This is a genomic window from Nocardia wallacei, from assembly GCF_029868745.1.
Lineage (GTDB): Bacteria > Actinomycetota > Actinomycetes > Mycobacteriales > Mycobacteriaceae > Nocardia > Nocardia wallacei_B.
On record NZ_JARWOP010000044.1, the window covers coordinates 1 to 25,819 of the forward strand.

The following is a 25,819-nucleotide window of genomic DNA, read 5'->3' on the forward strand; positions in this document are numbered from 1 at the left end:
ACAAGTGGATGAACTACTACAACACTATCCGGCGGCACTCCGCGATCGGGAACCAAAGCCCCGACGACTACGAGCGTTCACTTCGAACCACTGCCGCCTGAATCTGCAAGCCCCCTGTCCACCATTCGGGGTGAACCTCACCTCGGACGGCGGTGACCAACTCGTCGACGCCGATACCCAGACTGTCGAGCAGCAGGATCAAGGCCTCCCGGCTCTGTGCGGTACTGGCGGCGGTCATGCGAAGTCACCACCGAGGGACTCGGTCAGCGAGTCGGTCACCACACGCTCGAAGACCGTCCGAGGGATGACGAACAGGGTGGTGGTGTGGTCAATGGCGACGAACAACAGGCGGTCACCGGTCGTGACCGCCGCTTGGCGCTGAAACTGTGCGGGCACGCGCAGGTAGCCGTTGCGGGTAACGCGCGCCGGGCCATCGCTGTCGACGGACAGGAGCAGGAGGCCGTGGTCGCATATCCACCGCAGCCGTTGTCCGGGCAGCCAGCCCATCCACTGTGGCAGATGACGGTCGCAGATTCGCCCCTGCGAGTCGATGGGCCGCAGCGCGTAGCGAAGTCGTTGAACGGGTCGTTCGTGAACTTCGATCAGGGGGAGGGGGCGACGGGCCGGTCGGCCGGCGCGTGTAGGAGTGGCCTGCGGGGCCGGCTGTAGCGCAGGCATGGTCGGAACGATGGGTGCCGCGGTCACCATGCCCGCCTCCCAACACGGGGAAGCGCCAGGTCACGGGGCGGGCAGCCCGGGTGGGTGTTGATGTGTTGATGTGTCACCGCGATGAGGGGGGAGCTCGCCCCAAAAGCGTGTTTCAAATCTGGAGGTAACGGGCAGAAAGAGGTGAACTCGCATAAATTGCGTGTTCATAGCGTCAAACGACACCTGTTCCGGGTCCGCCACCACCAACACCCGACTGTGTAACGACAGATTGCACTGATGTCGATACTCCGCCGGCACCCGCAGATAGTCCTTTCGGCCCACGCGCCAGCGGCCGGTCGACTTCGGTCGAACCACCATGCGATGGTCGGCATCGAACGCAACCGACTGTCCCGCAACCCAACCGAGCGTTTGCGGCCCGGATCGATCGGACAGTCGTCCATGATCATCGATCGCTGAGAGGGCGAGATGCACGCCGTCGCCGCAGAGCTGCTCGGGGGAGCGGACGCCCAGCGATTTATGCCTTCTCGGCCCGCTGGCGGTAGCCGCTCGCGAGGAGTGTGCGGAGCCGGTCGAGCGACTCCTCCTCGGCGCCGTTGCCCTTGATCCAGGCAATGGAGCAGGCCGCGAGGAACAGGTCGTAGCCACGCACCGACGCGCGTACGTGTCCCGTGCTCTGGGCTGCTTCCACGTACTTGTCGGTGGCGGCGATGAAGATGTCGCAAGGAATGGTGAGCGGGTTGTCCGGGTCCTGCGCCTGGGCGGCGGCCATGAGTGGGTCCGGGAGCCCGCTGAAGGCGCTGAAGTACTCCTCCATGGCCCGCAGCCACTGCTCCAACGCCTCGCCGGCATCGCCCAGCTGCTCGACGTCCGCTCGGCGGGCCACCAGCTCCTCGGAGCGTGTCTGCAGGACGGCCGCCAGCAGCGCTTCCCGGGTGGGGAAGTGCCGGTACAGAGTGCCGGGCCCGAGGCCCGCCTCCTTGGCCACCGCCTCGAGTGAGGTGCCGACCCCGTGGCGCAGGAAGTGACGCTGCGCGGTCTCCAGAAGGGCCGCGCGGTTGCGCTGGACATCCGCGCGCGGCTTGCGCCCTCGCTGTGCACCCGCGTCCATGCACCCTCCTGATGTCCAGATATCCCGCGAATTCAGCAAAACGGAGGCTGCCTCCGAGTTCATTCGAGCATAAAGCGGAGGCGGTGTCCGGTCAAATGGACGGGCCGTCTCGATCAAGGTGGGCAGTCGTTCCAGCCCGCGTGGGCGGAGCGAGAAGAAGCACATTGAGACGGCTGAGCGCGTGGCAGCAATAGGCGGTCATGGTCGGGGTGATGATGCTGAGCAGCAAGGGGACGGCCGGTATTGCCGGTGGCGCCTTCATCGGCCTGGCGAGCACCGTCACCGCGGTCGGGCACATCCCGCCGGCGGCGCTCGCGCTGATCGTCGGCATCGACCGCAGCACTTGGATTCCAGCAGTCGTCAGTGCTCGCCGGTGTCCGTGCCGGAGGCTGGCCCCGCCAGGCCGGGCGGGAACTGCGCGGCGCCCGGCTCGGCATCGTCGGCTACGGCCCCAGCAGCCGCGCCGTGGCCCGCCTCGCCCACCCGACCCGAACAGAGAATTCCTCGACCTGGACACCGTCTGCGCCACCGCGGACTACCTGAGCCTGCACTGCCGCGTCGACCACACCACACACCACCTCATCGACGCCACCCGCCTGCAGGCGATGAAACCGACTGCCGTACTGATCAATACCGCCCGCGGCAGCCTCGTCGACGAGAACGCCCTGCTACACGCGCTGACCAACGGCCACATCGCCGGCGCGGCCCTGGACGTCCTCGCCGGCCGCGATCCCGCCCACCCCGTCGACCCGCAGCATCGGTGAGGGCATTAGTCGGTGAATCTTCATGCCGCGGGTCGCCATAACCGGCGCCGAACCGGCCGCGCGCCGTCGGTTTTGCGAACGTGGGCACCGTCCGAATGGCGTGCCAGCAGGCTTGCCCGGGTAGCCCTTGTCCGTGCGAGTTGGAGAATCCCTTGGGCGTAACGATCGCTGTCTCGCCGCACAAATCGTGCCGGGCGCGGCATGCGGGGGTTCGCACATTCGATCGATACCTATGCCTACCGATGACGGGTCGTGGACCGTCCGGTAGCTTCTCGACCCGGGTGTCCATCGGTACCTCGTCGTCCGACAGCTGGGGCCGGAGATGCGTACAGTCACAGCGCATTCGGAACGAGGGGGGTCATGGAGCCACATCCGCAGAACGATCCGCGGCAGGGAAACGGCGGTTCTACGGTTCAGGCGGTGCTGCCGCAGCAGTGGTATTGCGTGCAGTGTGGCGGAACGCCTGCCGCGCCGGTCACTGTCCGAGGACATCGGGGGCGGTTGTTGTGGATGACGTTCCTGCATCGGACCGGTCCGTTCTGCCGAGACTGCGGTCTCGCGATTTATCGGCGGATGACTCTGGAGAATGTGTGGCTCGGCTGGTGGGGCCCGTTCTCGATGTTCATCAATGCGGCGACCATGTTGTTCAACACGCTGACCTACCGGGAGATCGCCCGGCTGGCGCCGCCGATTCCGGGCATGCCGGGCAAGCCGCTGGATCCGGGGAAACCATTGTTCCGCAGGCCCGCGGCGCTCGGTTTCCTCATTCCGGCCGCACTGGTGGCCCTGGCGATCGCGCTGATCGTGACCAGCGCCGGATCAGGCGAGGCGACGGGAACCTCTGTCGCACCGAGAACTTCGGGAGAAACGCTGGCGATCGATCTCCGCGGACTGTGCCGGACCCTGTCCGCGCAGATGCCCGACGCCGAGCAACTCGGGCCGATGAAACCGATCGAGCCCTACGCCGACGTGCGTTCCGCGCAGAACTGTATCTGGCACAGCGACAGCAGATTCGTCACCGTCGAAGTGCATGCCCTCGATGACGCGAGGGCCGAGTACCGGACCATGACCGAGTGGATGTCCGATCCGAAGGGCGGCGGTTCGTCCCCGGAGGATGTCCCCGGTCTGGGCGATCGGGCCGTGGTTGCCGCGGCCACGCACTACGCCGACACCGGTGCCGCCGTGGTGCTTCAGGCAGGGCACGTTACCGCCCGCATCACCTGGACCGGGCGGGATCTCCCTTACGCCGACGCGAAGAATCAAGCGATCACAGTGGCGCGCACGACAACCCAGCTGGCCCGGAAATAACGCGCGGGCTTTGGTCCGTGGGCGTCATCGATGAGCCCGGTGGCGCGACGCTGGTGAAAAGCGACGGAGCGGCCCGAGTAGGCCCGGCGGGATATTGTCGAAAGACGTGCAGGAGGTAGCGGGATGGAGTAGGCCATGGTGGTGACCGACGGTGTGTCGGCGCGAGAACTTCGGCGCCTGCAGACCCGCGAACGGCTGTTGGGGGCGGCGATCTCGGAGTTCAAGCGGACGGGGATGGCCGAGGCGGACGTGCGCGCGATCGTGGCGGCCGCCGGCGTGGCGCACGGCACGTTCTTCTTCCACTTTCCGACCAAGGAGCACGTGCTGCTCGAGCTGGAGAATCGTGAGGAAGAGCGGCTGGCAGCACAGTTCTCCCGCTTTCTGAGTACCGACCACGATCTGGCCGCGGCGCTGCGGGAGGCGATCCGGCTGGTCTTGGGCCTGGAGCAGCGGCTGGGTGAGATCTTGTTCAAAGACCTTCTGGCGCTGCACTTCTCGCAGACACGCACCGCGGTCGACATGGCCGACAGCGAGGAGGATCACGCGGTCATCATGCTCGTCGCCCGCGAATTCGCGCTGGCCCAGGAGCGCGGCGAGGTTGGCGAGGGTGTGAATCCGATGAACAGCGCTGTGTTCTTTCTGCTGGGGTTGTACGCGTTGCTGATCACCATGAGCGCGTGGACCACCCGCGACGAAATGATCGAGGATTACCTCGCGAGGACGCTGGACAGCGTCCGGCCTCGCCGAGACAGGTAACAAATGACTCGAGTCAGCCACCCGAAGTCCCGATAACCAGGTTCTCCCGTCCAATCCTTCACTGAGTCAAGTCAGTCAAATGTATCGTTGGCAGACCGTTCGGGATTGCGGAAGATGGGTGGATGGCGGATGCCGATTGCCATGGAATCCGACAGCGAGGTCGTGCCCGACTGGCAGCTCTTCCTGCGCGGGCTGGTCGTCGTGATCATGGTCGTGGTTGCCTCCGCGGCGATGGTCACCCGGTCGCAGGGCACGTTTCGTGACACTGTCGAGGTCACCGCGGACTTGGTGAACGTCGGCGACGGCTTGCCGGAGAAGTCCGATGTGAAGTACCGCGGCATTCTGGTCGGTCTCGTGCGGCGGGTGGAGCCCGCGACCCGCGGCGGGCCCAACCATGTGCACATCGAGCTGCGACCGGACCACGCCCCGGGTATACCTGCGACCGTGACCGCACGGGTGGTCCCGAGCAACGTCTTCGCCGTGCCGTCGATCCAACTCGTCGACAACGGCCGCGGGCCGGGGCTCACCGCGGGCGCGCACATTCCCGAAGACCGCAGCCTGGACACCGTCCGGCTACAGACCTCGCTGACCGCGCTGAGCGCGATCGCCGACGCCGCCGGGCGCGGCGGCTCCGAGCCGGCACTCGGGCTGCTCGCTCTCGCCGAACGAGCCAGCAGTGGGCGCGGCGCCGACGCCGTCCGTTCCGGCGCGGAACTCACGCGAATTGCCGAAACACTCAATCGCACAATGACTCTGGGCGACACCACATCCACCCTGACGGCCCTGTCCCAAGCCCTTACCGCGCTGCAATCCTCGGCACCCGACCTGCTCTCGGCGGTGCACACCGCCAGCGGTCCCCTCCGAGCCGCCGCCGAGCGGCGAGAACAGTTGCACGGCATGCTCTCCGGCGGTCTCACCACCGGCGCCACGGTCGCCGCCGCGCTGGAGAACAACACCGCCACTCTCACGGGGATCACCGCTCGGTTGGGCCCGGTAGTCGGCGTCCTCGGCGACGGCAGCCGCAACTTTCTGCAAATCTCCACCTCCCTCACGGCACAGGCCCGGACGTTCAACGCCATGTGGAACGCCGAAGATCAGAGCATTACCGCCAAGATCATCATCGAACTGACGCCCCACCGGGCCTACACCCGCGCCGACTGTCCCCGCTACGGCACCCTCGAGGCCCCCAGTTGCCGCACCGCACCGCCCGGCGAACACACCATCATCGGCCCCGACGCACTCGCGCCACCGCAGCCGCCCCGCCTCATCGGCGGAAATGTGGGCCCCATCGGCAGCCCGCAGGAACAACGGCAGATCGCCTCGATCCTCGGCATCGCGCCGAACACCGCGGCCGACATCCTGCTCGGCCCGGTGCTCAGAGGCAACGACGTAACGACAACTCCCGCAACGGATTCGGCCACGCCAACAGGAGGGCAGCGGTAGTCTCCCCGGCCGTCAGCTTCGAGAAGCCCGGGTGTCACGGCTTGGTCGACACCATACTTCGTCGGTATGTCACGACGTCGGCTACCGAGACCGAATGCAATTGATGCGCCGCGGCGAACATGAGCGACTCCGCGGAGTCCGCGATGGCCGTGGGATCGGAGAGCGACACGAGGGCCGCCAGCGCGCCGACCTCTTGCAGCCCTGCCGCGCGGAGCAGATCGGTGACCGCCTGTGCCCGACTGCGGCAATCGAGTGTCCCGTCGGTGTGGGCGCGGAGCGGCATGACGTGTCCCGGGCGGGTGAACGTGGCGGGAGTGCTCGTCGGGTCCGCGAGCTGCCGGAGAGTGCGGGCTCGATCCTTGGCGGAGATGCCGGTACTCACGCCGGTCGCGGCATCGACCGTCACCGCGTAGTCGTATCGGGAGGCGGTGAGGCCGGTGCCGCTCATCGCCGACAGTGCGGTGCGCACGCACACGTCGTCGGTGACGGTGGCGCAGACGAAGCCCGAGGTGTGACGGATGATGAAGTCCAGTGCGGAGGTCGTCGCCTTCTCGCCCGCGACGACGAGATACGCGTCCGGATTCTCGCTCCCGCAACCAGCAAGGACGATGACCTTGCCGTCGGCCAGGTCGGCAACGGCACGCTCGACTCGGTGTGTGGATTCGCGCATCACGGTATCTCCGCTCATGCGAAGAGGGTCATCGTGTCGGCGACGCATGCCGGTTTGTCCGATCCGTCGCATTCGATGGTTACCCTGATCAATGCCAGGAATCCTTGCCGGGCCGGTTCCACGGACACGACCTCGGCTCCCGCGCGGACCTTGCTCCCCGCGCGAACGACGGAGGGGTATCGAATCTTGTTCGAGCCGTAGTTGATTCCCATCGACAGCCCCTCGATCGAGAAGATGTCGGCCGTCAGCCGCGGAATCAGCGCCGCGGTCAGATAGCCGTGCGCGATGGTTCCGCCGAACGGCCCACTCGCGGCGCGCTTCTGATCCACATGAATCCATTGGTGGTCGCCGGTGGCCTCCGCGAAGGTGTCGATGTCCTTCTGCTCGACAGTGCGCCATTCGCTGTATCCGAGGTGCGAACCTACGGAACTTCGGAACGATGTGATTCCGTCGAAGACCTTCATGTCACTCCTGGTGTGTGCGGCCGGTTCTCATCGGCCGAGGTAGCGCGGGGTCCGTTTGGAGAGGAACGCCGAAATGGCCTCGTGGGTGTCCGCGGTGGTGAAGTTGTGCTCTTGGAAGACGGCTTCTCGATCGAGTGCGGCATCGAAACTTCCTTCGAGTGCGCTGTTCAGTAGCTGCTTGGTCCGCGCCAATGCGATCGGCGGCAGCACCTTCAGTCTCGAAACCCAAGCAGCGCAGAACCAGTCGAGATCTGCCGGTGCCACGACATGATTGACCAGGCCCAGTTCTCGGGCCTGCTGCGCGGTGAGCATGTCGCCGAAGAAGGCGATCTCCTTGGCTTGCTGCAAACTGAGTGCCTGCGGCAGATACCAGGACCCGCCCAGGTCGGGCGACATTCCCCGCTTGACGAAGATCTGCGAGAACTGTGCGGTCGTATCCGCGACAACGAGGTCGCACGACAAGGCCAGATTGAATCCGGCGCCGACCGCATAGCCCGACACCGCGGCGATGACAGGTTTGTTCAGCCGCCGGATCGCCAGGCACGCGGCATTGACGATCCGCATCGGGGCGAGTGGGAACAGGTCGTCCGCCGATTCCCCCAGGTCCGCCCCGGACGAGAAGTGCCCCCCGGCCCCGGTCAGGACCACCACGCGATCGTCGTTGCTGCGATCGACCGCATCGAGGATCTTCTTCAGCTCGACCCATTCCTGGGTTCGGAGACCGTTCTTGCATTCGGGACGATCGAAAGTCACCGTGACAGTGCCATTTTCGCGACGCACGGCCAGGCCCGATGCGGCGGCGGTCATCGACCGCTCCGTTCCGTCTCGGCGGCGGTACCCGCCGAACGCACCTCGACCCGGTCGCCGATCCGGACCGCCGTCGCGTCGGGGGTGGCGAGGCGGGTCAGCACCCGGCCACCGCGGTCGAGATCGACATAGGCGACGGCATACGGTGTCAGCGCGGCGAATTCGGGATCCGGGTGCGAGCGCACGACGGTGACCGTGTAGACGGTGCCCTGGTCCTGGATCGGCTCGCTCGTGATCGACAGCGACCCGCACCTCGAACAATGCGGACGCGGATAAGTGAACAGGTGGCGGCATCGCGAGCAACGGGAGAGCGCCGCGTCCTCCGCCTCGATCGCCAGGTGCTGGTTTGTCATCGTGCCCTCCCGAGAATCACGGTGCCGGATGCGTGGCGGGATCCGAGAAATCCGCCGATTCCGTTGCAGACGGCGAGTTCGGCGCCCGGTCGCTGGGATGTCGACGAACCGCGCAGTTGCCGGGTGGCTTCTATCAAGAGAAACAGGCCTCGCATCCCGGGATGGGTCGAGGAGAGACCGCCACCGTCGGTATTGACCGCCGGGCCGACCGCCGAATCGAAGTCCAGCGCGCCACCGGCAACGTATTCGCCGCCTGCTCCCTTCGGGCAGAAGCCGAGATCCTCCAACTGCGTCACGACCGTGATGCTGAACGAGTCGTACAGCATGGCGATGTCGATATCTTCCGGCCGCACTCCCGCGTCGGCGAACGCGCGGCGGCCGGATTCGGCCGCGGCCGAGGTGGTCAGGTCGCTGTCGGCGTCGATGAACGACACCGCCGCGCCGGCACCGAGTATCTCGACGCCCGGGTGCCGGCAGTCGGCGAGGACGGCGTCGGACACCAGGACCACCGCCCCGCCGCCGTCGGTCATCAGACAACAATCGAGCAGCCGTAACGGATCGGCGATGGGCCGCGAGGACAGCACGTCGGCTACCGTCAATTCCGCGCGCGACCGTATCGACAGCGCCTCGAGTCCCTCGACCGCCAGCGGGTTTCGAAGGGCGTGCCGTCGCGCCGATACCGGGACAGCGGCCAATTGTTCGGGCGTGGTGCCGTATTCGTGCATGTGCCGCGCGGCGACCATCGCGTAACTGCCGACCAGCGACAGACCGTGCGGACGTTCGATCCGCTCCGCGGGAGTCTCGCGGACTCCGATGCTGGTGGGAATGCCACCGGAACTCGACTCGCTGCGCAGCGTGGAACCGTAGGTTACCAGAGCGACATCGATCAGCCCCGCCTCGATATCGCGCTTGGCGCGACCGATGTGCAACTCGTAGGACGATCCGCCGACGTTGGTCGTGTCGATCACCGCGGGCCTGATGCCGAGATACTCCGCCACCCCGAGCCCGGGCAGCGACGTTTCGGACTCGCCCGCGTCGTAGAGGCCGTCGATGGCCGACCACTCGAGTCCGGCATCGGCGACCGCCGCGACCGCGCTCTCGGCCTTGATCCGGTGCGGTGTGTAAGACGGCGCGACCCGTAAGGGGAACTCGTGGATCCCCGCGATAAAAGCGCGACGGCGCACGTGATCGCCACCTCTCAGACGTGATTTGTGCGTATCGAATCGCAGAACCGAACGCGCCGGGGGCTCGGCTTCGCTGCCCGGCGATTCTGCGTTGACCTATTCCTAACCTGGCCGTTACGTAGTATCGTACTGTTTTAGTACGTTACATGCAAGCGTCGGAGCCGTGCGGTCGGAGCCCTCCGACACCGCCAGATTTGCGAGGACTCGATGAACAATCAACAGGTAGTACCCGGCGCCGATCGGGAATCGGGCAGTGTGCTCGACGCTCTCGTTGTCGGAGGCGGGGTTTCGGGCATTTACGCCCTCTACCGGCTCAACGAGCAGGGGCATTCGGTGCGTTTGGTCGAGCGCGGCGCCGGCCTGGGCGGGACCTGGTTCTGGAACCGCTACCCGGGAGCCCGCTTCGACTCCGATTCCTACTCCTACGGCTACTTCTTCTCCGAAATCCTCGCCGACGAATGGCGTTGGAGCGAACACTATGCCGGGCAGCCCGAAGTCGAACGCTACTTCAATTTCGTCGTGGACCGGTTCGGGCTGCGCGACAAGGTCCAACTGAACACCAGCGTCGTCAGTGCCCGCTTCGATTCGGACGACAATGTCTGGGTGGTGGGTTACGCCGACGGCCGGGAGGTGGTCACGCGATTCCTGGTGCTGGCGACCGGCATGCTCTCCGAGCCTTATACGCCGGCGTTCGACGGGATGGACGAGTTCCGCGGCGTCATGGTCCATTCGGGGCAATGGCCGGCCGCGGGTATCGATCTGGCGGGTAAGCGCGTCGCGATCTTCGGCACCGGCTCGTCGGGCGTTCAGCTGGTGCAAGAGGTGGCCCGGGAGGCTGCGTCGCTGACGGTATTCCAGCGCAACGGCCACTGGGTCACACCCCTGAACAACCGGCCGTTCACGCCGGAGGAGCAAGAAGAGTATCGAAAGAACTTCCGCGAGGTGCACCGGAAGCGACTCGGCCACATCGGCGGATTCATCCACGAGCCCGAGACCCGTCTCACCTTCGAGGTCTCGGAGGAGGAACGTCTGAAGAAGTACGACGAACTCTACAACTCCGGTGGATTGCGCATCCTGTCCTCGAATTTCGCGGATACGCTCGCCGATCCGGCCGCGAATCAGGAGTTCTCGAAGTATGTCGCGGAGAAGATCCGCGCCACCGTCGACGATCCGGATCTCGCCGAGAAGCTGATCCCGAAGGATCATGGATTCGGTATGCACCGTCCGCCGAAGGGGACCGGGTACTACGAAACCTACAACCACGATCATGTCGAACTGGTCAGCTTGCAGGAGACCCCGGTCGTGCGGCTCAGCGAGCACGGAGTGGTCACGTCCGACCGTGAATTCGAGTTCGACGTCATCATTTTCGCGACCGGTTTCGAAGCGTGGCTGGGTGCGCTGAAGAAGATCGACATCCGCGGTAAGGACGGTCGAGCGCTGATGGACGCGTGGTCCGACGGCCCGCGCACACTGCTCGGCATGGGAGTGCCGGACTTCCCGAATTTGACCTTCGTCGCCGGTGTACACAGCGTGGGCGGAAACCTTCCGGCCTTCAGCGAGATTCACGGTGACTGGGTCTCCGACTTGATCACCTACGTCAAGCGCCACGGATACTCGCGCGTCGAGACGACACCGGAGGCCGCGGCCGAATGGACCGCCCACGTGTACGAGACCGCGGAACCCGTTCTGCTGGCGAAGGGTTCGTGGTATCAGCGCGGGAACATCCCCGGCTCGGACGGCAAGATCCTGACCTACTACGGCGGTCTGGACCGGTGGCGCGAATGGGCGGCGCGGGTGGCCGACAGTGGCTACAAGGGAATGGAGTTCCAGTGACGCGGCGCGGAGGCGGGTAAATGTTCATCGAGCACTACGAATACCGGGTGAATCCGGGGATGTGGGAACAATGGGAAGAGTTCATGCTGGAACTCGCCGTGCCCTATCAGCAGAGTCGTGGCATGCGGATCCTCGGACTCTTCTGGGCCGATGACGATCACACCAGGTTCGTCTGGATGCGTTCGTTCGAGAGCGACGACGAACGCGATCGCCTCTATGCCGCAATATACGAGAGCGAGCATTGGCAGCGGAAAATGCTTCCGGAGGTCCGGAGACTGGTGGTGAAGGGCAGCAGCAGGACCACTCGGCTGGCGCCGTTCTCGGACATCTCCGCCTTGCATTCGCCACTATGAAGCGCTACCGAGGAAGAACCGTTATCGTCACCGGCGCGGCCGGTGCGATCGGCGCCGAGATCGTCGAGCGGCTGGCTTTCGAAGGCGCGCAGGTGATTATCACCGATGTCGACGGCGCGGCCTGCGACCGGCTGGCCGCGCGACTGGGCGGCGAGCATATTCCCCGTCAGCTCGATGTGACCGCGGAGCAGGCGTGGATCGATGCCGTCGCGGAGATCGAATCTCGATGCGGGGGGCTCTACGGACTGGTGAACAATGCCGCGGTGGCGACGGCGGGATCGGTGGTCGAGGAGTCGGTGCCGGCCTGGGAGACGGTCGTCGCGATCGGTCAGACCGGCACTTGGCTCGGCATGAAGCACGCGGGCGCGCTCATCGAGCGCAGTGGGGGAGGCTCGATAGTCAACGTTTGCTCCATTCTCGGAACAGTCGGCGTGCCACACAGTTTCGCCTATCACGCGGCGAAAGGGGCGGTTCGTGGAATGACCAAGAGCGCGGCTGTCCATTGGGCTACTGCCGGCGTGCGCGTGAATTCCTTGCACCCTGGTTACATCGGCACGCCGAGAATGCTGGAACGCCTCGGAGACCCGGCGTTTCGGGAGGCCACCGTCGGGAGGACTCCGATGGGCAGGCTGGGCACCGCTGCCGAAGTGGCCGAAGCGGTCGCCTTCGTCGGCGGACCGGGCGCCGGTTTCATGACCGGAGCCGAACTCTACATCGATGGCGGATTGACGGCGCAATAGCCGTCTCCCGCTGGACTCAGGACAGTTGAAGGAGAAGCACCGTGTCGGATTTGTCAGGCAAGGTCGCATTGATCACCGGCGCGGCACGGGGGCAGGGCCGTGCGCACGCCCGCAAACTCGCCTCCGAAGGAGCGGCGATCATCGCACTCGACTTGTGCGGCGCGTTACCGAAGAGCGTCCGATATCGCTCCGCCACGAGGGCCGATCTGGACGAGACGGTGGATCTGGTGGAGGGACTCGGACGCCGCGTGATACCGATCGTCGCGGACGTTCGTGAATTCGACGCGCTGAAGGCCTCCGTCGATCGCGCGGTCGACGAACTCGGCGGGTTGGACATCGTCGTCGCGAATGCGGGCATCGCGGTGGTCACCGAGTGGGACAAGGTAACTCCGGAGGCCTTCCGAGACACCATCGACACCAATCTCGTCGGCGTGTGGAACACGGTCATGGTCGGCGCTCCGCACCTGCAGCGGCGATCGGGCGGATCGATAGTTCTGGCCAGTTCGGCGGCCGGTCTTCGGGTCCAGCCGTTCATGGTCGACTACGTTGCCAGCAAGTATGCCGTCACCGGCATGGCCAAAGCTTTCGCGGCCGAGCTGGCGAAGGACAATATCCGGGTCAACAGTATCCACCCGACCGGTGTAAACACCGATATGGCAACGGATCCGAGCGTGCAGGAGGTTTTCTCCGGGGCGATCGAACGAAATCCCCGTCCCGCGAGTCTGTTCACGAACATGCTCGATGTCGCCCTCGTCGAACCCGGTGACGTCGCGAACACCGTGTCGTATCTGGTCTCCGAGGAAGCGCGTTTCATCACCGGTCACGCTATGACAATCGATGCGGGGATCACGCTTCATTGACCCGCCCGCGCTGCTGACGGCAGGGCGGGGCGGAGGGTGATCCATGATTCCCGTTGTCCTCTCGGTCGGGCCAGACAACCGTACCGTAGTCGTACGTAAGGTACGATCTTCGTGAGGCGGGCGGCGGAGCTGAGGGGACCACGATGACGCAGGTGACAGTCGGCAGGCCACGGGAAGCCGGTTATGACAGGCGAATTCTCGAGGCGGCCGTGCGGGTGTTCGCTTGCCGTGGGTGGGAGAGATTCACTTTCGACGCGGTGGCCGCCGAAGCGGGGATAGGTAAGCCCGCGCTGTATCGGCGGTGGAGTTCGCGTATCGAGTTGCTGAAGGCCGCGACCACCCAGCTCGTGGATCAGACGGCGGTCGACCACGGGTCGCTGCGGGCGGATCTCGAGGACTATGCCCGCCGGTTCTTCAATTTCATGCTGACCGATTCCGGCCGAGCCTGGCTCCGTCTCCAGATCGAGCTGCCGTTGCACGATGAGCTGCAAGTGATTTCACGCTCGGACCTGCTGAGTCCCGCGCACGCCGAATTCGAGGGAATCGCTGCCCGCGCCGTCGAACGCGGCGAACTCACCCGCGTCCCGCCGGTGAAGTTCATGCTGGAGGCGATCGGTGGCCCGGTGGTCATGCGTGCCATCCACACGCCCCCGTCGAAGCGCGCGAAGCTGACCTCGCAAGAAGAGGAATACGTGGAACAGCTCACGAACTGGGCGCTGCGCGCGCTCTCGGAAGCCGGACCGGCTTAATCCCGGCTGCGGGGCGTTTGCTCGTCCGCGCGGCATAGATGCCCTACAGGTATTGACGAGTGTTGCGTCACATATTATCGTACGAAATATGTACGTAATGTCGTGGTCGTCGGCGCGGGTCGCGGATACCTCGAGTTCGTAGTCTCATCCCTGGAGGGCCCACGTTATGGCAAGTCAGCAGGCATTGGAATTCGTGGAGAAGCTGCGGCGCCACGGCGAGCGGATGGCGGCGGTCTCCGGCCTCACGCTGGACGACCAGCGCATCGTCGCCGAAGGATTGCAAGCGATTACCGGCAGTCCCGAAGGTGTGACCTTCCGCGACGCGACTGCGGACGGTTTGCCCGGAATCTGGGTCGACCCGGACGAGCAGGCCGGAGCCGATGGGTCGACGGTCATCCTCTACCTACACGGCGGCGGTTTCATGTTCGGCACTCCCGTCGGCTACCGGAACCTGGCCGGGCACGTCGCCCGTGCCGCGGGGTCGGCCGTGCTGGTCCCGAAGTACCGCAGGGCGCCCGAAGCGCCGTTCCCGGCCGGATTGCTCGATGCGGTGGCGGCCTACGAGGGCCTGCTGTCGCGCGGATTCGCGCCGGAACTTATTGCGCTCGTGGGCGATTCCGCCGGGGCGGGGCTGGCGTTGAGTTGTTTGCTGACGCTGCGCGACGCGGGCAAGGCACTGCCGGCGACGGCGGTCCTGATGTCGCCGTGGAGCGATCTCGCGGCCGAGGGGGAGTCGATGCGGACCAACGCCGCGGTGGATCTGATGGCCAGTGCGGAAGGCATGCGGACCTTGGGCAGCGTCTACGCGCCCGGCCTGGAACATGACCCGGTGGCTTCCCCGGTGCACGGTGATTACCGGGGACTGTGCCCGCTCTACATCCAGGTCGGCGGCCACGAGGCGCTGCTCGACGACGCCGTCCGCGTGCGAGACAAGGCGCAGGCGGACGGCGTCTCCGCTCGACTGGAGCTGTTTGCGGAAATGCAGCATGTGTTCCAGCTCGGCGCCGGGACATTCCCGGAAGCCGATGACGCGATTGCCAAGGTCGGCGGTCACCTGCGCGCGGTATTCGCCGCGACCGGAAAGCCGGAAAAGTGACTGACGTGAGCGACTGGCCCGGTGCCGGGACGATCCTGCGAGAGCTCACCGCGCCCGGGGCGGCGTTCCCCGTCGTCGAGGTGGAGTCGGGCGATCGGCGCTTCCGCACCTACCGGAACACCGCACGGTCGATGCGTGAGTTCGCGCAGCGCTTCGGCGATTTCGGCGATCGCCGTGCGCTGGTGTCGAGCGCGGGCGTCCGCAGCTACCGCGAACTCGACCGCGACATCGTCTCGGCGGCGCACTGGCTCCGGCGGGCGGGTGTCGGACACGGTGACCGGGTCGCGATTCTCAGCCGAAATCGGCCGGAATTCCCGGTCGTCTTCTGGGCCGCCCAGGCCATCGGCGCGATCTTCGTGCCCTTCAATCCCTGGTGGACCGCGGCGGAAATCGAATACGGCATGGGCGACGCCGATCCCGAAGTGATCTTCGCCGAGGCCGACCTGCTCGAGAAGGTGGACCCCGGCCGGTGCCGCGTGGTCGGAATGGGCCTCGCTCAGCCATCCTGCGGCGTTGTCGAGTGGGACGAGGTCGTCACCTTCCAACGGCTGGGTGAGCTTCCGTTCGCCGACGTGGAGCCCGACGACTTCGCCACGATCGTGTACACGTCGGGCACCACCGGACGGCCCAAAGGGGTGGTCCACACGCACCGCAATCATTGCGTGAGCGTGGTGAACGCGGCGCTCACCGCGGCGACCATTGCCGCGGCGCGACGCGGAAGTGACGCCGCTCTCGCGGCGGAACCCGTGGTGCTGCAAGTACTTCCGTGGTTCCACGTCGCCGGGCTGGGCAGCATGTACGGATCGTTGGTCGGCGGCGCGGTCAATATCATCCAGCCGCGGTGGAATGCTGCGGAGGCCCTGCGGATTTTGGCCGAGGAAAAGGTCACGACCCTCGGAGCGGTCCCCACCATGCTGGCGGAACTGGTTGCGGCGGCGGCGGATTCGCCCTCGGCCCTCGACTCGCTCGCCACGCTGACATCGGGAGCGACGGCGGTGCCGACCACGTTGCTGCGCACGGTGGCCGATACCGTGGGTGAACAGGTCTGCATGGCCACGGGATACGGGCTGACCGAGACAACCGCCAGCGTCGCGCTCTGCGTCGGACCCGACCTGACCGACAAGCCGGACTCGATCGGTGTTCCCTTCCCCGTGAACCGGATTCGAATCGTCGACGAGCAGATGCGCGACGTCGCGGTGGGGGAGACCGGAGAGATCGTGGTGAGCGGCCCCACCGTCGCCGCCGGATATTGGCGCAGCGAGGAGGCCACGCGGGCCGCCTTCGCCGCGGGCGCGTTTCGTACCGGCGACCTGGGCCGGCAGGACATCGAGGGATTTCTCTCTCTCGCCGGGCGGATCAAGGACGTCATCATCCGCGGTGGCGAGAACATTCAGGCCGCCGAGATCGAGAATGTGATCGCGGAGCTCCCCGGCGTGATGACGGTGGCCGTGGTGGGTCTCCCGCATCCGCGGCTCGGCGAAGAGGTGACCGCGGTGTTCACCCTCTACTCGGATTCCGAACTGACCGAGGCCGATATCGACGCGCATTGCCGGCGGCAACTGGCAAGCATCAAGGTTCCGTCCCGATACATCCGCGCCGGGGCGATACCCCGAAGCGCCAGTGGAAAAATTCTCAAAGCCGAACTGCTTCGTGCCCTTGCCGGGCAAGGAAATACGTGACTGGAGAGCACTGTGAGTGATACGCGTACTGCAATTGTCACCGGCGCGGCCCGCGGCATCGGCGCCGCGGTGGCCCGGCGGCTGGCCGCGGATGGCCTCGCCGTGGCCGCCGTCGACCTGGACGAGGCCGCGTGCGGAGCGACCGTCGAACAGATCGAGGAACTGGGCGGGCGAGCGATCCCCATCGCGGCGGACGTGGCCGACGAGGATCAGGTGAACGCGGCCGTGGACCGGGTCAGGTCCGAACTCGGCGCACCGGTCGTACTGGTGAACAATGCCGGCATCCTGCGGGACAACCTGTTGTTCAAGATGACGACAGACGACTGGCGCGCGGTGCTGGCGGTGCATCTGCAGGGCGCGTTTCTCATGGCTCGGGCGGTGCAGAAGGATATGGTCGCCGCCGGCCACGGCCGCATCGTCAATATGTCCAGCACCGCGGCCCTCGGCAATCGCGGCCAGGTCAATTACTCGGCGGCCAAGGCCGGGCTGCAAGGGTTCACCAAGACGCTCGCGATCGAACTGGGCAAGTTCGGAATCACCGCCAATTCCGTCGCGCCCGGATTCATCCGCACCGATATGACGGCCGCGACCGCGGCGCGCATGGGAATGGACTTCGCCGACCTGATCGCGTCGGGGGAGAAGGCCATTCCCGTCGGCAGGGTCGGCGAGCCGGAGGATGTGGCACACGCGGTGTCGTTCTTGACCAGCGTGGGCGCGGGCTTCATCTCCGGACAGGTGCTCTACGTTTCCGGCGGGCCCCAGGCGTGAGACCGATGAGCGACAAGGTGAACCCGAGCCGATTCAGGCACGTGCTGAGCCAATACCCGACCGGTGTCGTCGTGATCGGTGCGGTGATACCGGGCGAGCAACCCGCCGCATTGACGATCGGGTCTTTCTCCTCGGTATCGCTCGACCCCCCGCTGATCGCGTTCTATCCCGACAAGTCCTCCGCGAGCTGGCCGAAAATCCGTCAGCAGCAACGCTTCTCGGTCAATGTCCTGAGCGCCCAGCAGGAGGACGTGTGCCGGCGGTTCGCCAGAAAGGGATCGGACAAATTCGCCGGGGTGCCCTGGCGCCCGGCTCCCTCGGGCGCACCGATCATCGATGGCGCGGCCGCCTGGCTCGACTGCGAGCTGTACGACGTCCAGGAGGCGGGCGACCATTACCTGGTCTTCGGCCGGGTGGTCGCGATGGACGCCGACTCGAATCAATCGCCGCTGCTGTTCTTTCGAGGCGGATACGGATGCTTCACCGCGACGAATGGAGGAGCGGCGTGATGCGTGGGCTCATGCAGGATTACCCACTGACGATCGACCGGATTTTTCGCCGGGCGGAGGAGTGCTTCGGGCACAAATCGATCGTGTCGATCGCACCGGCCGGGGCCGAGGTGACCAGCTACCGGGAGTGGAGCGCGGGAACACGGAAGCTCGCCGGCGCGCTCGACGTGCTCGGGGTGTCACCCGATGCCCGGATCGGATCATTCGCCTGGAATTCCGCTCGGCATCTGCAGCTGTACTTCGGTGTGCCCAGCGCGGGAAGAGTGCTGCACTGCCTCAATATTCGCTTGTCGCCGGAACAGATCGTCTACGCCGTCAATCACGCCGAGGACGAAGCGATCTTCGTCGACAGGTCACTGCTCGAGGTGCTCGGTCCGCTGCTCTCGCGGTGTCCGACGGTGCGGCATGTGATCGTGATGGACGATGCGCCCGGCGCCGATCCCGGCCTCGACGGTGTGGGCGCACAGGTGCACCGGTACGACGACCTGATCGCCGCCGCGCCCGCGGCTGATTTCCGAGTCACCGACGAAAACCGGGCCGCGGCAATGTGTTACACGAGCGGCACGACGGGAAACCCGAAGGGCGTCGTCTACAGTCATCGCAGCATCTACCTCCACACGATGGCGGCGAGCGCGGTCGGGACGCTGGGTATCAACGAGGCCGACCGCGTGCTTCCGCTGGTTCCCATGTTCCACGCCAACGCCTGGGGAATCCCGCACGCCGCGATCGCGCAGGGCGCGGACATCGTTCTCCCCGGCTCCGATCTGAGCGGGCCGCGGGTGGCCGATCTGCTCGTGGACCACAAGATCACCATGACCGCCGGAGTGCCGACGATCTGGACCGCGGTGCTGCCGCACCTTCGGAAACGGGACACCGGCGCGCTGCGCCTCATCGCCTGTGGCGGTGCCGCGGTGCCGGTCGCGCTGTCGGAGGCCTACCGGGTTCAGGTCGGGCTGCCCCTCCAGCAAGCCTGGGGCATGACCGAGACCAGCCCTCTCGCCGCGGTGGCCCGGCTGGACCGCTCGCATGCCGAACTCGGCGAACAACGACAAGCGGATCTGCGGGCCGGGGTGGGCCGAGCGGTGCTCGGTGTCGAGGCGCGCCTCGTGGAACCGGGCGACACGCGACCCGTGCCCCGTGATGGCGCGACCACCGGCGAACTGCAAGTGGCCGGACCGTGGATCGCCGGTAGCTACTACCAGGGCCTGGGTGACGACGACGGATTCACCGCGGATGGTTGGCTGCGGACCGGAGACGTCGCCACCATGGACGACCGGGGCTGGATACGACTCGTAGATCGGACGAAAGATCTGATCAAGTCCGGCGGGGAATGGATTTCGTCGGTCGACCTCGAGAACGAGTTGATGAACCACGCCACCGTTGTCGAGGCAGCCGTGGTGGGCGTGCCGCATCCGCGGTGGACCGAGCGGCCGCTCGCCTGTGTCGTCCCGGCCGCCGGGGCTGCCGTCGACGAAGCGGAATTGTTGCGGCACCTGGCGGGAAAATTCCCCAAATGGCAACTGCCGGACCGGATCCTCGTCGTGGACGCGATTCCGAAGACCAGTGTCGGGAAGTTCTCGAAGACGCAACTGCGTGAGCGGTACCGCGACGCCTTGGTGATCGAGGACTAGGCCGGACGATGCCGATATCGACACAGATCACGCTCGCCCGCCGGCCGGCGGGGCGACTGGATTCCTCGGTGTTCCGCCTCGAGAAGGTGGCGATCGACGAGCCCGCCGAGGGCGAGGCGCTGATCCGCAATCTCGTCTTCTCGCTCGACCCCTACATGCGACCGCGCATGGACGACGAATCCTCCTACGTCGCGCCTTTCGAGGTCGGTGCGGCACTGGAAGGAGGGACGGTCGGAGAGGTGATCGCCTCGCGGATACCGGGACTCGAGGTCGGCACGCACGTGCTGCACATGGCGGGCTGGCGGGAGTACGCGCTGCTGTCCGGCAGAGCCCTTCGTCCGCTCGCGCCGTCCGATCATCCGTTGTCGTATCACTTGGGCGTGCTGGGCATGCCGGGCCTGACGGCGTACGCGGGCCTGGTCGCGGTCGCCCGGCTGGCGCCGGGGGAATCGCTGTTCGTGTCCTCCGCGGCGGGCACGGTCGGGAGCCTCGCGGGACAGATGGCGAAACTACTGGGGGCCGCCCGGGTGATCGGCAGCGCCGGATCGCCCCGGAAAGCGCGTTACGTCCGCGCGGAACTCGGCTTCGACGCGGTCGTCGACTATCGTGCGTCGCCCATCATGGACGGTCTCGGCCGGGTGGCGGAGGGCGGCATCGACGTCTACTTCGACAATGTCGGCGGCGATCACTTCGCGGCCGCGCTCTCGCACCTGAACGACTTCGGCCGCGTCGTCATGTGCGGAACGCTCTCCTCCTACGACGATCCGGCCACCCGCACCGTCCCGGGAAATTTGTTCGACATAGTCCGGAAACGTTTGACGATCGCCGGTCTGTACGTGAACGACCACCTCGATCTCGCGGATCGGTTCGCCCGCGACGTCGGACAGTGGCTGCGAGACGGCAAGCTCGTGACTCGAGAGGTCAAATTCCGCGGCCTGGAAGCCGCTCCGGAAGCATTCTTCGGATTATTGCGCGGCGACCACACCGGCAAGGTCCTCGTGGAGTTGTAGTCCGGACATTCAGACAAGCAGACGCGATAAGAAATCAGGCAGTAAATGAGCAAGCAATTGATGTTCAACATCTTCACCATGAATACCGTCTCGCATGTCAACCAGGGCATGTGGCGTCATCCCGACAACAAGACGGTCGACCACAATGACCTGGACACGTGGATCGAACTGGCGCGGCTGGCCGAACGGGGCCGGTTCGACGCGATATTCCTGGCCGACGGCGCCGGTCTGGGCGGGGATTTCGGCGGTGATTGGTCGATCTATCCGGAACGCGGCCTGATGTTCCCGATCGGTGATCCGCTCATGGTGCTTCCGGCGATGGCGCAGGCCACCGAGCACCTCGGCTTCATCGTGACCAGTGCGCCGATCCAGCATCCGCCGTACTCGTTCGCGCGGTCCATGGCGACCCTGGATCACCTGTCGCGCGGGCGGATCGGATGGAACGTCGTCACCAATGCGTCGGCGAACGCGCACCGCAACGTGGGCCTGGGCGGCCTGGTCGAACACGACGAGCGGTACGCCATCGCCGAGGAGTACCTCGAGGTTGTCTACAAGCTGTGGGAGGGCTCATGGGACGACGACGCGGTGGTGCGGGACGTCCGGAAGGGCGTCTACGCGGATCCCGCGAAGGTGCGCAAGATCAACCATGAGGGCAAGTACTACCGCTGCGAGGGTCCGCTGCAAGTGATTCCGTCACCGCAACGGACGCCGATGCTGTTTCAGGCCGGCGGCTCGGATGTCGGACGGAACTTCGGGGCACGCCATGCCGAGGGAATCTTCCTCATGGCCGACACCCCCGCGGACGCGGCTCGGGTCGTGAAAGACATGCGCGCGCGAGCCGGACAGGCGGGCCGCCGGGCCGACGACCTCACATTCTTCCAGGGACTCACCTTCGTGGTGGGTTCGACGATGGCGGAGGCCGAACGCAAATGCGCCGACCTCGACGAGTATCTGGATCCGACGGCGGCCATGGCCTACCGCGGCGGATTCATGGGCATCGACTTCGCGAATGTCGACCCCGAAACCCCGCTGCGCGAGCTGATCAAGCAGGCGTCCGGCGTCCAGGGCCCGCTCCAGCTGTTCATCGACAAGCAGCCCGCGGGATCCGATCCGACGGTGCGTGATCTGTCGGCATTCTTCAACGCGAAGTATCGAGTGGTCGGAACACCCGAGTCGATCGCGGACGAACTTGCCGACTGGGCCGCCGCGGGAGTCGACGGCATCAACATGATCTCGATCATCACGCCGGGCACGTATGCCGAATTCATCGATCACGTCGTGCCGGTACTGCAGGGACGCGGCCTGATGAAGCGGGAGTACGCGCCCGGAACGCTGCGCGAGAAGATCGGCGGCGCCGGGAATCCGCGGCTCGCCGAGCCCCACCCGGCCGCGGGGCATCGCCATTCCTGATTGCGGCAGTCCCACGGCGAACAACGAAGGATCACTGGAGATGAATGAAATCGGCAAGCGGTACCACGAAGGCCCGTACGAGTATGCGCGGGAATGGGATTTTCTCGTCGACTTCCGCACCGACCCGGACGCGGTGGCCCGGCTGCTGCCCGACGCGCTGGAGCGGGACCCGGACAGCCGGGCATGGCTGCGCGTGTCTCATCACAAGACCTCGTCCTTCGGGCCGTATATCGGCGCCTACGTAGGCGTCTACGCGCAACACGAGCAGACGCCGGTCCGGTACATCGCCAGCGGCCTCAAGACCGACTTCATGGGAACCATTGCGGCGCGGGAGATTTGGGGCCTGCCCTATGGGCTCGGTACCGTCGCCGCGGGCTGGCGCGGAAGTACGTTCCATTGCTCGATATTCGGCCACTCGGGAACCCGGAACGCCGAGGTGCTGTTGCAGACGACGAGCCGCCAGACCCGGGCGAGGCCGGGGGTGGCGGCCTGCTACACGGCCGAACTGCGGGACCATTGCGGCAATCTGATGACGACGCAGCTGCTGAAGGCGCAGAACGCCTATGACCTCGGCGGCGCCGATGCGTGGGACGCTTCGGCCAGTCTGCAATTGTTTCGCGGTACGGCGATCGACGACTGGTCGATCATCCCCGTGGGTGAGGTCGTGCACGCGGAGTATCGGACGGGCGGCAACAGCAGCCTCGCGATGGCGAGTGTCCTGGCCGAGTGGTGATCGGCGCTATGCGCGGTAGCCGTCCGTGCCCGCGCGTGACATGACGATGTTGGGTACCACGGCGCGGGCCGAGAGGCGCAGCACCGCGTCGACCATTTCCACGACGTCGGCGACGGGGAGCATCTGTTCGGGTGCGACCCGGTCGTGGATCCAGCTGCTCATGTCGGTGTCGACGTAGCCGGGTGCGATGGTGGTGGCGCTGATGCCGTTGCCGGACTCCTCGGCGTTGAGGGTGGCGAACAATGCGATGAGGGCCGCTTTGGCGGCGCCGTACACCGCGAGTCCGGCCTCGGCGTAGACGCCCGTGATCGATGCCAGCGCAATCACTTTCGCGCCACGCTCGGGCTGTGTTCCGGCGGCGGCGCGCAGCATCGGCAAGGCGCCCTGGATGAGCTGCAGGGGCGCGCGCAGATTCACGGCCAGCGTTTTGTCGAAGCGGCGTAGCGAGGATTCGGCCACGGTGCCGGCGGTGCCCACGCCGGCGTTGAGGATCAGGGCCGACAGTGTGCCGAACCGCTCCTGATGCTGGGTGAGTACGTGGGTGACGCCGTCGGTGTCGGACATGTCGGCGGCGACGGCGACGACCTCGGCCGCACCCGCCGAGCGCAGTTCGACGGCGACGGCGTCGAGGCGGGCGCTGTCGCGTGCGCTGATGGTGAGCGAATACCCTTGCTGCGCAAGGCGTGTGGCGATACCGAGGCCGATCCCGCGGGAGGCGCCGCTGATCAGTGCGGTGTGGTTGCCGGTCATGTCCGGATTCCTTTCAGTGCGCGCAGGCCCGCGGCCATGAATTCGGGTGTGGCCTCGGCCGCGCGTTCGGCGGCCGATCCGGCGTCGGAACCGTGCAATGCCCGGTGGGTGATGCCTTCGCCGATCACGCCGAGCTTGAAGTTGGCCAGGGCGAGGTAGAAACCCCAGTGCGCGAGGTCGCGACCGGAGGCGGTGGCGTATGCCTGCGCGAGGTCGTCCGGGGCGGGCATCCGGTGGCTGGTCCAGGCGGCGCGCGAGCCCAGGACCAGGTCGAAGATCGGCGCCCGGTACACGCACATCAGCGCCGCGTCGGTGAGCGGATCGCCGAGGGTCGACATCTCCCAGTCGACCACCGCGCGGACGCGGGCGGGATCGGCCCGATCGAGGATGGTGTTGTCGATGCGGAAGTCGCCGTGCACGATCGAGGCCGCCGACTCCGGTGGCAGCGCCTGCGACAGCGCCGCGTGCAGGGCGGCGACGTCGGGTAGGTCACGGGTTTTGACCCGGTCCCACTGTGACGCCCACAGTGTCACCTGGCGGGCGAGGAAACCCTGTGGCCGACCGAACTTTTCGAGGCCCACCGCGGCGGGGTCCACCGCGTGCAGGTCGGCGAGTACTCGCATGAGCCCGGCGATGCTCGCGGTCAGCTGGTCGTCGGTGAGCGCGGCGAGGTCGTCCTGGTCGCGGACGACGGTCCCCTCGACGTACTCGACGACGGTCATCGGCGCGCCGAGGACGGACCCGTCCGCGTCGAAGGCGACCGTTTTCGCCACGGGCACAGCCGAATTCCGCAGCGCGCCGGTGACGGTGAATTCGCGCGCCATATCGTGCGCCGACGGAGTGAGCCCGGCGACGGGCGGGCGGCGCACCACCCACCGCGACGCGTCGTCGGCGGCGAGGAAGGTCAGATTCGACCGGCCGCCACTGATCAATTCCACCCGCAACTCGCCGCGGACGTCGACGCCGCGTGCGCGCAGGAACCGCGCCAGGGCGGGGATGTCCATGCCCGGCAGTGTCATTCGCCCGCCCGCCTCGCGCGGGCGATCGCGCGTTTGGCGATGGCCCAGCGGTGCACTTCGGAGGGCCCGTCGTAGATGCGGAACGGGCGCACTTCGCGGGACAGCCGCGCCAGCGGCAGGTCACCGGAGACGCCCAGGCCTCCGCACATCTGCATACTGCGGTCGATGATCCGGTGGATCGCCTCGGCCGCAAAGGTTTTCGCGATAGAGGTGGCGTCGGCCGCGGGCTCGCCGCGATCGAGTTCCCAGCACGCGCGGGTCAGCAGGGCGCGGGTGGCGGCGATATCGATCTCGTTGTCGGCGATCATCTGCTGGACCATGCCGAGGTCGCCCAATCGGGCACCGAACCCACGCCTTTCGGCCACGTGCGCCACGGCGACGTCGTGGCCGCGCCGTGCCGCGCCGAGCCAGCGCATCACGTGCGTCATCCGGGCGGGACCCAGACGCACCTGCGCGTATTCGAAGCCGCGGTCGACCTCACCCAGCACCGCGGAATCGGGGACCAGCAGGTCGGTGAAGAACACCTCGCAGTGGCCGCCGATCATCGACCGGTCGAGGGTGTCGAGATGGCGGCCCACCTCGATGCCGGGGCTGTCGGCGGGCGCGAGGAACATCGTCGCGCCGCCGCGTTGTCCGGGCTCGCCGGAGGTGCGGGCCATGATGATGAACAGGCTCGCGCCGTCGGCACCGGTGATGAACCATTTGTGCCCGTTGATCCGCCACCCGCCGTCGGTGCGGACCGCGCGGGTGGTCAGGGCGGACGGGTCCGACCCGGCACCGGGCGCGGGCTCGGTCATGGCGAACGCCGAGCGCACCTCGCCGCGCGCAAGGGGCGCGAGATAGCGCTGCTTCTGCTCCGGATTCGCGATATGGGCGAGCATGTGGACGTTGCCCTCGTCCGGGGCGGCGATATTCAGTGCGGTGGGGCCGAACAGGGAGTACCCGGCCGCTTCGAAGACCGGGGCCCGATCCGACATGCCCAGACCGTGGCCGCCGTATTCGATCGGCGCGTGCGGCGCGAACACCCCGGCCCCCCCCGCGGCCCCGCGGCGAGCGCCACACGCGCGCTCGCGCGCGCGCGTCGGGGGGGCGACTTACACTGCCGGGCCTGGACACCCCCGCCCGGGCGCGGTTCCTGCGCGCACGCGGCGTC

Annotated in this window: 27 protein-coding genes and 1 pseudogene; 17 read left to right on the top strand and 11 right to left on the bottom strand. The window is 66.6% G+C overall.

Annotation, left to right across the window (positions count from 1 at the left end):
* Positions 1-67 precede the first annotated feature (67 nt).
* The 3 genes from QH470_RS02090 to QH470_RS02100 form a co-directional block, all read right to left on the bottom strand.
* A complete protein-coding gene (locus tag QH470_RS02090) occupies positions 68-238 on the bottom strand; it encodes a hypothetical protein (protein WP_280270522.1) in 171 nt (56 codons plus the stop codon).
* Positions 235-708: a hypothetical protein gene (locus tag QH470_RS02095; protein WP_280270523.1), complete on the bottom strand. Its 474-nt coding sequence runs from the start codon at positions 706-708 to the stop codon at positions 235-237. Before QH470_RS02095 ends, QH470_RS02090 begins: the two co-directional genes overlap by 4 nt.
* Positions 709-1,183: 475 nt before the next feature.
* Positions 1,184-1,777 (bottom strand): TetR/AcrR family transcriptional regulator, encoded by a 594-nt coding sequence (locus tag QH470_RS02100; protein WP_280270524.1) that lies wholly within the window; start codon positions 1,775-1,777, stop codon positions 1,184-1,186.
* A 212-nt stretch (positions 1,778-1,989) separates the two neighbouring features.
* Between QH470_RS02100 and QH470_RS02105 the strand changes: the two genes are divergently transcribed.
* From QH470_RS02105 to QH470_RS02120, 4 genes are all read left to right on the top strand, one after another.
* Positions 1,990-2,541 carry an NAD(P)-dependent oxidoreductase gene (locus QH470_RS02105; RefSeq protein WP_280270525.1) on the top strand — a complete coding sequence of 184 codons (552 nt, stop codon included), beginning with the start codon at positions 1,990-1,992 and terminating at the stop codon, positions 2,539-2,541.
* A 573-nt stretch (positions 2,542-3,114) separates the two neighbouring features.
* Positions 3,115-3,849, top strand: a complete 735-nt coding sequence (locus tag QH470_RS02110; protein WP_280270526.1) for a hypothetical protein — start codon at positions 3,115-3,117, stop codon at positions 3,847-3,849.
* A gap of 135 nt (positions 3,850-3,984) precedes the next feature.
* Positions 3,985-4,605 (top strand): TetR/AcrR family transcriptional regulator, encoded by a 621-nt coding sequence (locus tag QH470_RS02115; RefSeq protein WP_280270527.1) that lies wholly within the window; start codon positions 3,985-3,987, stop codon positions 4,603-4,605.
* A 129-nt stretch (positions 4,606-4,734) separates the two neighbouring features.
* Positions 4,735-6,048 (top strand): MlaD family protein, encoded by a 1,314-nt coding sequence (locus QH470_RS02120; protein WP_280270528.1) that lies wholly within the window; start codon positions 4,735-4,737, stop codon positions 6,046-6,048.
* A gap of 34 nt (positions 6,049-6,082) precedes the next feature.
* Here the strand turns inward: QH470_RS02120 and QH470_RS02125 are convergent, their stop codons facing one another.
* The 5 genes from QH470_RS02125 to QH470_RS02145 are packed head-to-tail and all read right to left on the bottom strand — an operon-like array spanning position 6,083 to position 9,526.
* Positions 6,083-6,736 (bottom strand): 3,4-dihydroxy-2-butanone-4-phosphate synthase, encoded by a 654-nt coding sequence (locus QH470_RS02125; RefSeq protein ID WP_280270529.1) that lies wholly within the window; start codon positions 6,734-6,736, stop codon positions 6,083-6,085.
* Positions 6,733-7,182 carry a MaoC family dehydratase gene (locus tag QH470_RS02130; RefSeq protein WP_280270530.1) on the bottom strand — a complete coding sequence of 150 codons (450 nt, stop codon included), beginning with the start codon at positions 7,180-7,182 and terminating at the stop codon, positions 6,733-6,735. The genes QH470_RS02125 and QH470_RS02130 overlap by 4 nt, the downstream gene beginning before the upstream one ends.
* A 27-nt stretch (positions 7,183-7,209) precedes the next feature.
* The gene (locus tag QH470_RS02135) at positions 7,210-7,989 is read right to left on the bottom strand and encodes an enoyl-CoA hydratase/isomerase family protein (RefSeq protein ID WP_280270531.1); all 780 of its coding nucleotides are present in this window, start codon (positions 7,987-7,989) and stop codon (positions 7,210-7,212) included.
* Complete coding sequence (locus QH470_RS02140) at positions 7,986-8,342, bottom strand: Zn-ribbon domain-containing OB-fold protein (protein ID WP_280270532.1); 357 nt, start codon at positions 8,340-8,342, stop codon at positions 7,986-7,988. The genes QH470_RS02135 and QH470_RS02140 overlap by 4 nt, the downstream gene beginning before the upstream one ends.
* Positions 8,339-9,526: a thiolase C-terminal domain-containing protein gene (locus QH470_RS02145; protein ID WP_280270533.1), complete on the bottom strand. Its 1,188-nt coding sequence runs from the start codon at positions 9,524-9,526 to the stop codon at positions 8,339-8,341. Before QH470_RS02145 ends, QH470_RS02140 begins: the two co-directional genes overlap by 4 nt.
* A gap of 207 nt (positions 9,527-9,733) precedes the next feature.
* Between QH470_RS02145 and QH470_RS02150 the strand changes: the two genes are divergently transcribed.
* The 13 genes from QH470_RS02150 to QH470_RS02210 all read left to right on the top strand — a co-directional run bounded on the left by QH470_RS02150 (position 9,734) and on the right by QH470_RS02210 (position 22,897).
* On the top strand, positions 9,734-11,359 hold the full coding sequence (locus tag QH470_RS02150) for a flavin-containing monooxygenase (protein ID WP_280270534.1): 1,626 nt from the start codon (positions 9,734-9,736) through the stop codon (positions 11,357-11,359).
* A 20-nt stretch (positions 11,360-11,379) separates the two neighbouring features.
* Entirely contained in the window at positions 11,380-11,712 is a 333-nt protein-coding gene (locus QH470_RS02155; RefSeq protein ID WP_280270535.1) for an NIPSNAP family protein, read from the top strand.
* On the top strand, positions 11,709-12,452 hold the full coding sequence (locus QH470_RS02160; RefSeq protein ID WP_280270547.1) for an SDR family NAD(P)-dependent oxidoreductase: 744 nt from the start codon (positions 11,709-11,711) through the stop codon (positions 12,450-12,452). Before QH470_RS02155 ends, QH470_RS02160 begins: the two co-directional genes overlap by 4 nt.
* A 41-nt stretch (positions 12,453-12,493) precedes the next feature.
* Complete coding sequence (locus tag QH470_RS02165) at positions 12,494-13,312, top strand: mycofactocin-coupled SDR family oxidoreductase (RefSeq protein WP_280270536.1); 819 nt, start codon at positions 12,494-12,496, stop codon at positions 13,310-13,312.
* A 143-nt stretch (positions 13,313-13,455) separates the two neighbouring features.
* A complete protein-coding gene (locus QH470_RS02170; RefSeq protein ID WP_280270537.1) occupies positions 13,456-14,061 on the top strand; it encodes a TetR/AcrR family transcriptional regulator in 606 nt (201 codons plus the stop codon).
* A gap of 166 nt (positions 14,062-14,227) precedes the next feature.
* On the top strand, positions 14,228-15,157 hold the full coding sequence (locus tag QH470_RS02175) for an alpha/beta hydrolase (protein WP_280270538.1): 930 nt from the start codon (positions 14,228-14,230) through the stop codon (positions 15,155-15,157).
* Positions 15,158-15,162: 5 nt separating this feature from the next.
* Positions 15,163-16,836: a class I adenylate-forming enzyme family protein gene (locus QH470_RS02180; protein WP_280270539.1), complete on the top strand. Its 1,674-nt coding sequence runs from the start codon at positions 15,163-15,165 to the stop codon at positions 16,834-16,836.
* Positions 16,837-16,848: 12 nt separating this feature from the next.
* The gene (gene fabG / locus QH470_RS02185; RefSeq protein WP_425302579.1) at positions 16,849-17,604 is read left to right on the top strand and encodes a 3-oxoacyl-ACP reductase FabG; all 756 of its coding nucleotides are present in this window, start codon (positions 16,849-16,851) and stop codon (positions 17,602-17,604) included.
* 5 nt (positions 17,605-17,609) lie between these two features.
* Complete coding sequence (locus QH470_RS02190) at positions 17,610-18,113, top strand: flavin reductase family protein (protein WP_280270540.1); 504 nt, start codon at positions 17,610-17,612, stop codon at positions 18,111-18,113.
* On the top strand, positions 18,113-19,744 hold the full coding sequence (locus QH470_RS02195) for a long-chain fatty acid--CoA ligase (RefSeq protein ID WP_280270541.1): 1,632 nt from the start codon (positions 18,113-18,115) through the stop codon (positions 19,742-19,744). The genes QH470_RS02190 and QH470_RS02195 overlap by 1 nt, the downstream gene beginning before the upstream one ends.
* Positions 19,745-19,752: 8 nt before the next feature.
* Positions 19,753-20,754 (top strand): NADP-dependent oxidoreductase, encoded by a 1,002-nt coding sequence (locus tag QH470_RS02200; protein ID WP_280270542.1) that lies wholly within the window; start codon positions 19,753-19,755, stop codon positions 20,752-20,754.
* Between the two features lie 45 nt (positions 20,755-20,799).
* Positions 20,800-22,164, top strand: coding sequence for an LLM class flavin-dependent oxidoreductase (locus tag QH470_RS02205; RefSeq protein ID WP_280270543.1), 1,365 nt, complete (start codon positions 20,800-20,802; stop codon positions 22,162-22,164).
* Positions 22,165-22,204: 40 nt separating this feature from the next.
* Complete coding sequence (locus tag QH470_RS02210; RefSeq protein ID WP_280270544.1) at positions 22,205-22,897, top strand: acetoacetate decarboxylase family protein; 693 nt, start codon at positions 22,205-22,207, stop codon at positions 22,895-22,897.
* Between the two features lie 6 nt (positions 22,898-22,903).
* Here the strand turns inward: QH470_RS02210 and QH470_RS02215 are convergent, their stop codons facing one another.
* The 3 genes and pseudogenes from QH470_RS02215 to QH470_RS02225 form a co-directional block, all read right to left on the bottom strand.
* A complete protein-coding gene (locus tag QH470_RS02215) occupies positions 22,904-23,647 on the bottom strand; it encodes an SDR family NAD(P)-dependent oxidoreductase (protein ID WP_280270545.1) in 744 nt (247 codons plus the stop codon).
* A complete protein-coding gene (locus tag QH470_RS02220; RefSeq protein ID WP_280270546.1) occupies positions 23,644-24,651 on the bottom strand; it encodes a phosphotransferase family protein in 1,008 nt (335 codons plus the stop codon). Before QH470_RS02220 ends, QH470_RS02215 begins: the two co-directional genes overlap by 4 nt.
* Positions 24,652-24,662: 11 nt before the next feature.
* A pseudogene (locus tag QH470_RS02225) lies at positions 24,663-25,709 on the bottom strand (acyl-CoA dehydrogenase family protein); the annotation flags it as partial.
* Positions 25,710-25,819: the final 110 nt, after the last annotated feature.